General features: G+C 64.7%; 11 protein-coding genes. 2 read left to right on the top strand and 9 right to left on the bottom strand.

What is annotated here, in order from left to right:
* Positions 1-56: 56 nt before the first annotated feature.
* Positions 57-2,882 carry a nitrate reductase gene (locus tag NKJ00_RS24165; protein WP_352631537.1) on the top strand — a complete coding sequence of 942 codons (2,826 nt, stop codon included), beginning with the start codon at positions 57-59 and terminating at the stop codon, positions 2,880-2,882.
* 99 nt (positions 2,883-2,981) lie between these two features.
* Positions 2,982-3,248, top strand: coding sequence for a BrnA antitoxin family protein (locus NKJ00_RS24160; RefSeq protein ID WP_023809413.1), 267 nt, complete (start codon positions 2,982-2,984; stop codon positions 3,246-3,248).
* 17 nt (positions 3,249-3,265) lie between these two features.
* Here NKJ00_RS24160 and NKJ00_RS24155 read toward each other — a convergent pair whose 3' ends face one another.
* The 9 genes from NKJ00_RS24155 to NKJ00_RS24115 all read right to left on the bottom strand — a co-directional run bounded on the left by NKJ00_RS24155 (position 3,266) and on the right by NKJ00_RS24115 (position 11,632).
* Positions 3,266-3,622, bottom strand: a complete 357-nt coding sequence (locus NKJ00_RS24155; RefSeq protein ID WP_023809412.1) for a cupin domain-containing protein — start codon at positions 3,620-3,622, stop codon at positions 3,266-3,268.
* Between the two features lie 55 nt (positions 3,623-3,677).
* Positions 3,678-5,060: an NAD(P)/FAD-dependent oxidoreductase gene (locus NKJ00_RS24150; protein WP_023809411.1), complete on the bottom strand. Its 1,383-nt coding sequence runs from the start codon at positions 5,058-5,060 to the stop codon at positions 3,678-3,680.
* 29 nt (positions 5,061-5,089) lie between these two features.
* Positions 5,090-6,199, bottom strand: coding sequence for an ABC transporter ATP-binding protein (locus NKJ00_RS24145; RefSeq protein WP_352610868.1), 1,110 nt, complete (start codon positions 6,197-6,199; stop codon positions 5,090-5,092).
* A 1-nt stretch (position 6,200) separates the two neighbouring features.
* Positions 6,201-6,989 carry an ABC transporter permease gene (locus NKJ00_RS24140; RefSeq protein ID WP_023809409.1) on the bottom strand — a complete coding sequence of 263 codons (789 nt, stop codon included), beginning with the start codon at positions 6,987-6,989 and terminating at the stop codon, positions 6,201-6,203.
* Complete coding sequence (locus NKJ00_RS24135; protein ID WP_023809408.1) at positions 6,986-7,894, bottom strand: ABC transporter permease; 909 nt, start codon at positions 7,892-7,894, stop codon at positions 6,986-6,988. The genes NKJ00_RS24140 and NKJ00_RS24135 overlap by 4 nt, the downstream gene beginning before the upstream one ends.
* 24 nt (positions 7,895-7,918) lie before the next feature.
* A complete protein-coding gene (locus NKJ00_RS24130; protein WP_023809407.1) occupies positions 7,919-8,998 on the bottom strand; it encodes an extracellular solute-binding protein in 1,080 nt (359 codons plus the stop codon).
* A 3-nt stretch (positions 8,999-9,001) separates the two neighbouring features.
* Complete coding sequence (locus tag NKJ00_RS24125; protein ID WP_023809406.1) at positions 9,002-9,694, bottom strand: helix-turn-helix domain-containing protein; 693 nt, start codon at positions 9,692-9,694, stop codon at positions 9,002-9,004.
* Between the two features lie 135 nt (positions 9,695-9,829).
* Complete coding sequence (locus tag NKJ00_RS24120; protein ID WP_352631533.1) at positions 9,830-10,924, bottom strand: ROK family transcriptional regulator; 1,095 nt, start codon at positions 10,922-10,924, stop codon at positions 9,830-9,832.
* A gap of 57 nt (positions 10,925-10,981) precedes the next feature.
* On the bottom strand, positions 10,982-11,632 hold the full coding sequence (locus NKJ00_RS24115) for an SGNH/GDSL hydrolase family protein (RefSeq protein ID WP_023809404.1): 651 nt from the start codon (positions 11,630-11,632) through the stop codon (positions 10,982-10,984).
* Positions 11,633-11,725 lie beyond the last annotated feature (93 nt).

The following is an 11,725-nucleotide window of genomic DNA, read 5'->3' as shown; positions in this document are numbered from 1 at the left end:
AACCTAGGGCTTGCCAGCTCGGCGGCTGTTGCAGCCCAACCTCCCATTTTGGGGGGGTGGGGGGGGGCGGGCTGGCTAGGCCCCCGGCGCCGGGCCTGGTGCCCGCCGCGGGCGACCCCGACCACCCGGCCAATTTCGGCCGGCTCTGCTCCAAGGGCTCGGCACTCGCCGAGACCATCGACCTCGACGGCAGGCTGCTGCATCCGGAGGTCCACGGCCGCCGCGCCGGCTGGGACGAGGCGCTCGACCTTGTCGCCTCGACCTTCTCGCAAACCATCGCCGAGCATGGCCCGGATGCGGTCGCCTTCTATGTTTCGGGCCAGTTGCTGACCGAGGACTATTACGTCGCCAACAAGCTGATGAAGGGTTTTGTCGGCTCGGCCAACATCGACACCAATTCGCGCCTGTGCATGGCCTCCTCGGTCGCCGGCCACCGCCGCGCTTTCGGCTCCGACACCGTGCCGGGAACCTATGAGGATCTGGAATTGGCCGACCTGATCGTGCTGGTCGGCTCCAATCTCGCCTGGTGCCATCCCGTGCTTTACCAGCGCATCGCGGCTGCCCGGGAAAAGCGGCCGGAGATGAAGATCGTCCTGGTCGATCCGCGGCGCACCATGACCGCTGACATCGCCGACATGCATCTGGCGATCGCGCCGGATGGCGACGTCGCTTTGTTCACCGGGCTGCTCGCTTATCTCGGCCAGCACAATGCGCTCGACCGCGCCTACATCACGACGCACACGACCAGCTTCGGGCAAGCGCTTTTCGCGGCCTCCGCGCTCGACCTGGCCGGCGTCGCTGCCGCCACGGGCCTGAGCGAGGACGAGCTTGGCCGTTTCTACAGCCTGTTTGCGGCAACGGCGAAAACGGTGACGGTTTACAGCCAGGGTGTGAACCAGTCGTCATCCGGCACCGACAAGGTCAACGCCATCATCAACTGCCATCTCGCCACCGGCCGCATCGGCAAACCCGGAGCAGGGCCGTTTTCGGTGACCGGCCAGCCCAACGCCATGGGCGGCCGCGAGGTCGGCGGCATGGCCAACATGCTCGCCGCGCATATGGAAATCGAAAACCCCGACCATCGCGACCGCGTGCAGCGCTTCTGGAACGCGCCGGCCATTGCCGGAAAGCCCGGCCTGAAGGCAGTCGAGATGTTCCAGGCGCTGGCCGACGGGCGGATCAAGGCGCTGTGGATCATGGCCACCAACCCGGTCGATTCGATGCCGGACGCCGATGCCGTCGAGGCGGCGATCAAGGCGTGCCCGTTCGTGGTGGTGTCGGACGTGCTGGCCCAGACCGACACCGTCCGCCACGCCCATGTCCGGCTGCCCGCCGCCGCCTGGGGCGAGAAGGATGGCACCGTCACCAATTCAGAGCGCCGTGTGTCGCGCCAGCGCGCGTTTTTGCCCGTGCCCGGCGAGGCAAGGCCCGACTGGCGGATTGTCGCTGAGGTCGGCAAGCGGATGGGGTTTGGCGAGGCGTTTTCCTATGCGACGCCAGGGGAGGTGTTTGCCGAGCATGCCGCGCTGTCAGGATTCGAGAATGATGGCGCGCGGGATTTCGATATTGGTGCTTATGCCGAGGTTGATGCGGAGGAGTATGAGGCGCTGGAGCCGTTCCAATGGCCGGCGCCGAGCCCAGCCACCCCCCTCTGGCCTGCCGGCCATCTCCCCCGCAAGGGGGGAGATCGGCTGCCACCACGGCCTTCGCCAATTACAAACAATGCAGGAGATATGCGAGCATCAAAGCTGCCAATCTCCCTCCTTGCGGGGGAGATGTCCGGCAGGACAGAGGGGGGTGCTCAAGCTCGACATCAGTCGGACGAGCATCTTCGGGCCGGGCAGAGGCTGGAAGGTAACACCACCCGCTTCTTCGCCGACGGCAATTTCTACACGCCCGACCGCAAAGCGCGCTTCATCGCCATCCGCCCCACCACGGAAGTCCGCACCAGCCCGGACTATCCGCTGATCCTCAATACCGGCCGTATCCGCGACCATTGGCACACCATGACGCGAACCGGCAAAAGCCCGCGTTTGTCGCAGCACATCGCCGAGCCCTTCGTAGAAATCCACCCGGCGGATGCGCAGCGCTTCGGCATCGGCGACGCCGACATCGCGCGGGTTTCCAGCCCGCGCGGCGACGTGCTGGTGCGCGCGCTGGTGACGGCGCGCCAACGCCAGGGCAGCCTGTTTGCGCCGATGCACTGGACCGATCAGTTTGCGGCAAGGGGCCGGCTCGACACGCTGACCGCGCCGCTGACCGATCCCATTTCCGGCCAGCCGGCGCTGAAACATGTCGCCGCCCGCATCGAGAAATTCGCCGCAAAGGCCTTTGGCTTTGCGGTGACGCGGCGCAGGCCTGAGCCTGATACCGCGGCCTACTGGGCCGTGGCCAAATGCAAGGGCGGCTGGCGGGTCGAGCTTGCCTTTGCCGAAGACGACATCGATTGGGCTGGCTTTGCCGGGTCACTGTTCGGCGTGTCACCGGGTGCGGAAATGCTCGCCTATCATGACCGCGACGCCGGCCAGCATCGCATCGCCGCCTTCGACGGCGATCAACTGTCAGCCGCCTTGTTCGTCGCACCCGGCCCGGTCGCCGTGTCGCGCGGCTGGGCGGCGGAACAGTTGAGTGCCGATCATGTCGACCGGCGCGGCAGGTTGGCGATCGTAGCCGGACGACCGGGCGGGATCGACGTCGACCGCGGCGCCATCGTCTGCTCCTGTTTCGGCGTCGGCGCCAACCAGATCGCGGAAGCGGTGCGCGGCGGCTACGGCAGCGTTGCGGCGATCGGCACGGCCCTGCATGCCGGCACGAATTGCGGCTCCTGCCGCGCCGAGATCAGGGTCATCATCGACGCGCAGAGTCTTCAAGCAGCCGAGTGATTGTCCCGACCAAAGGGGCCTGCGCGACGGCGCTGGTTGGGCTATGGTGGCGCAAGCGTGCCACGTCGTGCACGAATCGTCTTCAGTCAGGGTCATCCGATGGCAAATCCCCCGCGTCGACCGACAAATCCGATGACGGCCGCCGAGGCGGCTTTCAAGCCGGTGAAGAAGCCGGCCGCGCCGGTTCGTGAGCCCTCCGCCGCTCCAGGCGTCAGGGAGCTTGTTTCGATCCGGATCGATCGCGCCGTGCTGGACCACTTCCAGGAGGATGGGCCGGGCTGGCAGGACCGCATCAACGACGCCTTGCGGCAGGCGATAGAAGGCAAGCCTGTTGTTGCCGAGGATGATCGTTCAGACGACGAGTAGCGGCTGTTCCAGTCAGCTCACGCCTCGAAGTGCAGGATATAGAGCTTGCGCGTCTTCTCGTGGATCGTCCATTCGCCTTTCCAGCCTTTCGGCAGCACCAGCATTTCGCCCGGACCGACGTCCTCGCTGCGGCCATCGGGACCATGCAGCGAGACCCGACCTGACACGATGTGGCAGGTTTCGGAATTGCTCTCGCGCGATGCGGTGAAGCGGCCCGGCGTGCACTCCCAGACGCCGACTTCCAGTGTGCCGTCAGGCGAGGTCCACAGCGTCTTCGCTGCTTCGAGCTGATCGCCGCTGATCGAGGTCGGCTTGGGCTCAGGCTCGCCGAGGTCGATGGAAGCGAGATGGGCGAAGGTCTGGAAGTCGGTCATGGCAGTCTCCGGGCAGGCACTGAAAATGCAGAAAGTTTTGGAATCGCTCCGAGGCTCAATGCCCGGTGATGCGGTCGGCGATTGCGGCCAGTTTCGACGTATGCTGGAGGCCGGCTTCCTCGCGCTCGTCGGCGACGCGATAGAGCTGATACATCGAGTGGACGCCGAGCCAGCGCATCGGCTCGGGCTCCCATTTGCTCACCTGGCGGTTGACCCAGGGCAGGCGGGTCAGTTCGGTGTCGCGGCGCAGGATAAGGTCGCGCAGCGTGCGGCCCGAAAGGTTGGAACTCGAGACGCCAAGCCCGACATAGCCGCCGGCCCAGCCGATGCCGGTTTCAGGGTCGAGGCCTGATGTCGTGCACCAGTCGCGCGGCACGCCCAGAACGCCGCACCAGGCGTGGTCGATGCGAAGCCCGGCTGTCTGCGGCAGAAGCCGGGTGAGGATCGCGTGCAGGCTTTCGATCGTGGCCTGCTGCGTCTGGCCGCGCACATCCGTTTGCGAGCCGTAACGATAGGGCACGCCGCGCCCGCCCATGGTGATGCGGCCTTCCCGGGTGCGCTGCGCATAGCAATAGGCGTGCGCGGCGTCACCGAGAAGCTCATGGCCCTCCCAGCCGATCTCGTCCCATAGCGATTGCGGCAGCGGCTCGGTGATGATCTGCGCGCTGTTGAGCGGCAGCCAGAGCCGCTCATTGCCTGATATGCCGGCCGTGAACCCTTCCGTGGCGCGGATGATGATCGGCGCGCGCACGGTGCCGCGGTTCGTCGTGACCTTGCCCTTCTCGATGCCGGTCACGGTGGTCTGCTCGTAGATCGGCACGCCAAGCCGCTCGACGGCTTCGGAGAGCCCACGCACCAGCTTGGCCGGCTGCACGCGCGCGGTGCCGTGGTGGACATAGCCGCCAAGCACATTTTTGATGTTGATGCGGGCCTTGGCCTCTGCCTGGCCAATCAGGCTGACGCGGTCCTGCGGCACGCTCCAGCCGATCGCATCGGCATAGGCGGCCTTGATCCGTTCGAGCTGCGGCGGGTTGGTCGCAACCGTCAGATTGTCGACGCGGCGGATGTCGGCATCGATGCCTTCGGCCTCGGTCACCGCGATCACTTCGTCGACCGTGCCATGCATGGCGGTTTCCATGTCGATGACGGCGCCGCGCGTCGAGGTCCGCAGATATTTCTCGCGCGACCAGCTGAAGCCGCCGGACAGCCAGCCGCCATTGCGGCCCGACGCGCCGAAGCCGGCGAACTCCCTTTCGACGATGGCGATGCGGATCGAAGGATCGGCCTTCTTCAGATAGTAAGCTGTCCACAAGCCGGTGTAGCCGGCGCCGACGATGCAGACATCGGCTTCGAGGTCACCCGGGAGCGGCGCGCGATAGGCCGGCAGCCCGATGTCGGCATACCAGAACGAGACGTTGCCGTTGACTTTGGCGTCCATGTCTAAAAATCCTGCGGGGAAAAGAGCGATCAGGTCATCGTCATGTCGGCGCGATCGTCGTCGGCAAGAAGTTTTGCATCGACTACCGACCAGCGCAGATCGACCGTGTCACCAATCGAGAACGGTGTGGCTTCCAGCGACGAGCGCACGATGGCGACCGAGCCATCGCGAAGCGTCACCTGGTATTTCGAACCCGACCCCAGATAGATCGCCTCGCTGACCTCACCGGTGAGGCTGTTCTGCCCGGCGGCGGGAGGCGTGTTGGTGCCGGCAAGCGAGAGCTTTTCCGGCCGCAGCAGGACCACCGGTTTGCCTCCGCCGGCAAGCTTGCCGTTGGCCACGATCTTCTGGCCGGCGATCGTCAGGCTGGTCTCGTTTCCTGACGTCTGGGCGGTGCCACGCAAACTGGTCGATTCGCCGATGAACTTGGCCACGAACAAGGTCGCCGGCTCGTCATAGAGCTGGCGGCCGGTTCCGACCTGTTCGATGCGCCCCTGGTTGAACACGGCGATGCGGTCGGACAGAACCAGCGCTTCTTCCTGGTCGTGCGTCACATAGACGAAGGTGGTGCCGAGTTCGCGGTGGATGCGCTTGATCTCCAGCTGCAGCCATTCGCGCAGTTTCTTGTCGAGCGCGCCGAGCGGTTCGTCCATCAACAGCAGCGGCGGATCGAAGACGATGGCGCGCGCCAGCGCCACGCGCTGCTGCTGGCCGCCGGAAAGCTCTGAGGGATAGCGATGCGCGAAATCGGCCATCTTGACCATGTCCAGCGCTCGCACGACGAGACGGTCGCGCGCCTGCTTGTCCATGCCGCGCAAGGTGAGGGGATAGGCGACGTTCTTGCCGACGGTCATGTGCGGAAACAGCGCGTAGTGCTGGAACACGACGCCGATGTTGCGCTTGTGCGCCGGCAGGGCGACGATGCTGTTGCCGCCGACGGCAAGATCGCCTGCGGTGAGGTCGGTGAAGCCCGCAACGACGTTGAGCGTGGTCGTCTTGCCCGAGCCGCTAGGCCCCAGCAGCGTCATGAACTCGCCGGGCTCGATATGCAGGCTGACATCGTCGAGCGCGGTGAAATTGCCGTAGCGCTTGGTTGCGCCCTTGATGTCGATGGCCGCGCCACGTTCCCTCGCAGTCATCTCAACTCCTCGTCGATTTCGAGCTGATGATCAGCCCGGCGCTGATGATCAGCGTCGTGGCAATGAAGATGATGGTTCCGACGGCCGTCACCGTCGGGTCGGCGTCGCGGGTGATGCTGGTGAAGATCTGCACCGGCAAGGTCTTGAGGTAGGGACTGGTGATGAACAGCGCGACGATGATTTCATCGAAGGAGGTGACGAAGGCAAACAAAAGCCCGGACAGGATACCGGGCGCGATCAGCGGCAAGGTCACGGTGCGGAATGTGGTGAAGCGGTTGGCGCCGAGGCTGGCCGCCGCCGTTTCCAGCCGCACGTCGAAGACTTCGAGGCTTGCCGATACGGCGATGATGACGAAGGGGATCGCCAGCATCGTGTGCGCGATGACGAAGCCGGTGGTGGTGCCGACAAGCTGGTAGTCGAGGTAAACGGCATAGATGCCGATCGCCAGCACCACGCCGGGCACGATCATCGGCGTGATCAGGATGGCGCGCAGCAGGCCGGCGCCGGAATGTTTCATGCGGCTGAGGCCAAGCGACGCCAGCGTGCCGATCAGCGTGGCGGCAACGGCGACGAGGCCCGCGACCCTGAGCGAATTGAAGAAGCTCGACAGCCAATCGGGATTGGTGAAGAAATTCGCGTACCACTGCCAGGAGAAGCCGGACGGCGGGAAAGCGAGCGACTTCTTCTCGTTGAACGACATCGGGATGATGACCAGCGTCGGCATCACCAGCCAGACGGCGACCAGCAGGCAGAACAGGCCGAGCAGAATGCGGAACGGCGTTTGTCTCATGATCTGGACGCCTGCTTGTGGCGCTGGCGCATCAGCGGTGCGGCGAGCGCCAGCAGCACGAAGGTCGCGACCAGCAGGACGACGCCCATGGCGCCGCCTCGGCCCCAGTTGAGCAGGCTGAGCACCTGGCTCTGCACCAGCGTCGACAGCATGGTGCTGCGCGGGCCGCCGAGCAGGGCCGGCGTGATGTAGAAGCCGAGCGACAGGATGAAGACGATGATGGCGCCGGCGAAGACGCCGGGCAGCGACAACGGCAGATAGATTTCCAGGAAGGCGCGTGCCGGGCGCGCACCAAGGCTGCGCGCCGCCTGCACGAGGCGCAAATCGATGCCGCGCATGACCGAATAGAGCGGCAGGATCATGAACGGCAGCAACACCTGCGCCATGCCGATGACGACTCCGGTCTGCGTGCGGATCAGCTTCACGCCGTCAAAGCCGAGCAGCCTGATCACCGAATTGATGATGCCGGAATCTTGCAGCAGGATGACCCAGGCCAAGGTGCGCACCACGCCGCTGACCCAGAACGGCACCAAAACGCACAAGATGAGGACGAGTCGCAGGCGCGGCTCGACGGCCGTCATGAGATAGGCGTAGGGGTAGGCCGCGATGACGCAGACGATGGTGACCCAGGCGGCGATGGAAAAGGTGCGCCACAGGACGGTGACGTTCACCGGCGTGGAGAAGAACCAGACGTAGTTCTGCAGGCCCCAGGCCGGGTCCGAAAAACTGCGCAGCGTGACGGTCAGCAAGGGATAGCCCATAGCCGCGATAAGCAGGAGCAGGGCCGGCATCGCCAGCAGGGACGGATAGGCGGCAAGGCGCAGGCGCCGCTGCGGCCCCTGCACGGCACCTGACGGCCGGGAATGATCACCCCCGGCCGTCGGCGTATGCGATGTCTGGCTCACGCCGTCACCTCAGTGATAGCCGGCTCAGTTGCCGGCCATCAGCGCCGTCCACTTGTCGGACGCGGCGGCGAAATTGGCGACCCAGAACTTGATGTTCTGCTGGTAGCCGAGCTTCGCGTGGTCCGGCGTGTTGGTCAGGAAGGCGGCGACGGATGCGTCGACCTTGGGCTGCGCCTCGTTGTTGATCGGCGAGTAGGACGTCTGCTCGGTCAGGATCTCCTGCGACTTCTTGCCGAGATAGGCGTTGATCAGCGCGTAGGAGGCATCGGTGTCCTTGGCGCCGACCGGGATGGTCAGCTGATCCATGACGACCAGCCAGTCCTTCCACACCGGCGTATAGGCAGCGCCATTCTTGACCGCCGTCATGGCGCGGCCAGTCCACATGATGATCATGTCGGCCTCGCCGGATTCGGCAAGCTGCTGGGATTCTGCGCCGGTCTTCCAGAAGATGGTGTCGGGGCCGATCGCCTTGATCTTGGCGATGCCCTTGTCGATATCGGCAGGCGTCATGGCGTCGACCTTGCCGCCGTCGGCCAGGATGGCCTGTTCGATCAGGCCGCCGAGCGGGCTGCCACTGCCGTCGATGGCACGGGTGCCGGGGAATTTCGCGGTGTCGAAGAAATCCTTCCAGTCCTTTGGCGGATTGTCCTTGTACGTGTCGTTCTTGTACATCAGGACCATGCCGTAGTTCATCGCCGGCACGCTGCATTCGCCGACCTGTCCGGGCGGGATGTGCGAGATGTCGAGCTTGGTCAGATCGAGTTTCTGGAACAGTTTTCCGCAATGCACGAAGGGCGGAAAATCGTCTGTGTCGACGACATCCCAGGTCACATTGCCTGATTCGACCTGCGCCTGAAGCTTGGCGATTTCGGTCGGTCCGTCGTTCAAAAGCTTGACGCCGCTCTTGTCGACGAATTCCTTGAGCGCGGCAACCTGGCCGTCCTGGTAGATGCCGCCATAGGAGACGAAGGTCAGCGTCTTGCCCTTCAACGAGCCGTCGACCACGGTTCCGGCCGGCGGCGCGTTCTGCGCGTGAGCGGCGGCTGCGAGCAAGGCCAGTGCGGCGGCGCCGACAAATCCGGCCAATCTTGATCTGCTTCCCATTTTCTAACCCTCCGATGGCTCGCTGTTTGATTTTGGCAGGCCGGGCGCGAGCGTTTTCCGGGCTACATATTGATCGAGGTCGACAGCGCCGCTTGTCGGCGGCGCGATGATCCACAGCACCTCGGCCACCGCATCGCCGACATTGATCGTCCGGTGCGGCGTCGAGGTCGAATATTCGATGCTGTCGCCCTCTTCGAGGGTGAAGCTCTCGTCGCCGAGCGTCAGTTGCACGCGTCCGCGCAGCACGAGGAACATCTCGCTCGCGTTGCCATGCGTATAGGGCACGTCGCCGGTGGAGCCGCCGACGGCGAACTCGCCGCAATAGACTTCCATCTCGCGGATCGGCCGGCGCGACAGCAGCGTCTTGCGGTAGCCTTCGCTGGTCGGCAGCGCCGGCCGCTCGGCGCGTGTCAGCACCGCGTGCGGCGACACTTCGCAGTCGTCGAAAAGATCGGCGAGGCTGATGCCGAGCGCATTGGCGATCAGCATCAATGTGCTGGTGTTGGCGCCGGAAAGGCCGCGCTCGAGCTGGCTCAGGAAGCTGGCGGTGGTGCCGATCATGCCGCCGAGCTGGCGCAGCGTCAGGCGCCGCGTGGTGCGATAGGCCTTGATGCGATCGCCCAATACCGTCGAGCGGCGCGCTTCGGCGCTGGTTGCGGCATTGTCATTGAGTGCGTGATCCGCAGCGATTTTCATGGCGATCTCAGGGTTCACTTAACATGCTATTAAGTGAGGCGTCCTGGCAAGTAGATTCGCTTGGTCACCTGAAAATCATCGATGGACCTGCAGAGGGTGCATGATCGGCAGACCGGCAACGCCGGTTCGGCTCGATCACTGGATCATGAAGCGCGAACTGAACGGCAGGCTTGCCGCGCCGACGGCCTTCGGGCTGATGCTGACCCGCGCGGGCAGCGCTTCGATGCCGGGGAATTCCCGGCCGATGTCGTCGCACAAGGCCTCGGCGATCTTTTGCGGCGCATAGCTGGACAGGACGACCGAACTGAACTCGACAAACTGGGTCAGCGCGGAGATCGACGCTTTCAGGCGGTCGGAACACTCGCCCAGCCATGCGCTGTAGGCCTCGCCCAGGTCAGGCCACTCAGGGCTGCTGCTCCAGATGATTTCGGACGGGCGCCCGCGCAGGGCCAGTTCGCTCTCCAGGCGCATCAGGCCATGATCGAAGCTGGCGCTGGAGTTTCCCTTGTAGATCTGGTGGTTGAGGATGAGCCTGCTCTGCAGCCGTGCTCCCAGATAGAAGAACAGATAGTCGTTGAGCGGCTTTGCGACGCCGAACATGCTCTCGCCGCCAGCTGCCGCGGTGATGTCGTTCTGCACGAAAACCGGCAGCTTGATCTGTTCCTCGATCTCCCCCTGCAAGGCTTTCAGCGAGGTGCTCGATCCGTTGCGGGTTGCAGCCATCGTGTCGACATCGTCGGGAACGGCCAGGCCGATGCCGGCAACCCGGCTGCGCGCCTCGACCGGCAGGCTGGTCATGGCTTGCCTGATCGCGCCGAACAGATCGCCGCTTTGCGGAAAGGGATTGGCTTCATCCGCCGGCAATTGCGTGTGGAAGCGCACGGTGCCGATGAAATCGATGAGTGCGATGTCGATCCGGCGTCGGCTGAAGCCGCCGCCAACCGCATAGGCGCCCTCCGGGTTGAGCGAAAGCGGGATGGTGGGCGGCCCGACGCGGCCGCGCTGCGCCTCGCCTTGCGAGACCAGGCCTTCCTGCTCGAGCGAGCGGACGATAACCGATGCCGTCTGCGCCGAGAGGCCGGTTTTTTCGCCGATTTCCATCCGCGAAATGCCTTCGTTCTGAAGCAGCAGCGACAGCACCAGCCGCTCATTGTAGCTGCGGACGCTCAACGCATTCAGCCCGCTCGCGCGATCGGCGATGCGCAATGGATTGGGTGGTGCGAACCTCATGTCAGGCAAGGGTCGCCCCGTCGGTTGGAGCTCGTTGCCCGGTGGCTTTAGTGTTGCTCATGTCGAGCGGCTCCAGCCGATGGCATCGACCGCGCGGGCAAGTGCGGTGCCCAGCAATCTGTGCGCCTCGGCATCGATGTGAAAGCCGTCCGCTTCGCTGCACGACACCACCGAGCCGGCATCGAAAAAGTGGAGTTCGAGCGAGTCCGCCAGAACCTCGAACTCGAGCGCGAGCAGGCGCGATTTCTCCGGCGCACCGGCGAAGATGGACTTCCATTCCTTGACGTCGTCCTGCATCGGCGGCGGCGCCACGATCATGATCTCGGGCGTCGAGCCGCCTGGCCCAGGCGCCAGCTCCTTGATGTCATAGACGAGGCAGCCGATCCCCATCGCCACTTCCGACGGCGGCTTGTTGAAGCGGATCTTCAGGTCGTTGGTGCCGAGCATGATGATGACGAGGTCGAGCGTCGCATGGCTCTGCAGGCAGGGGCGAAGATAGGTTCTGCCGTTTTTGTGGGCGCCCTCGATCGGGTCGTCGTGGACGGTGGTGCGGCCGCTCAATCCTTCCTCGATGACATACCAGTCGGGGCCTAGCTGAGAACGCAATATTCCCGGCCAGCGTTCACCCGGCCCATAGCGCTCGAGCGGCCCCCTGCCGGGGATCTGGCCGTGCGTGTTGGAGTCGCCGTAGCACAAGACTGATCGCATGTTTTTCCCGCCGGGACTGACAGCGCGCCGAAGCCGGCGAGCGCCATTCATGATGGATAGCGGAGCGGTGAAAGGCAAGCAAGGGAATAGTCA

This window comes from Mesorhizobium sp. M0227 (assembly GCF_040321855.1).
Taxonomy (GTDB): domain Bacteria; phylum Pseudomonadota; class Alphaproteobacteria; order Rhizobiales; family Rhizobiaceae; genus Mesorhizobium.
Note: the sequence above shows the minus strand (reverse complement) of the source record. Positions and strands in the feature narration are given on the sequence as shown.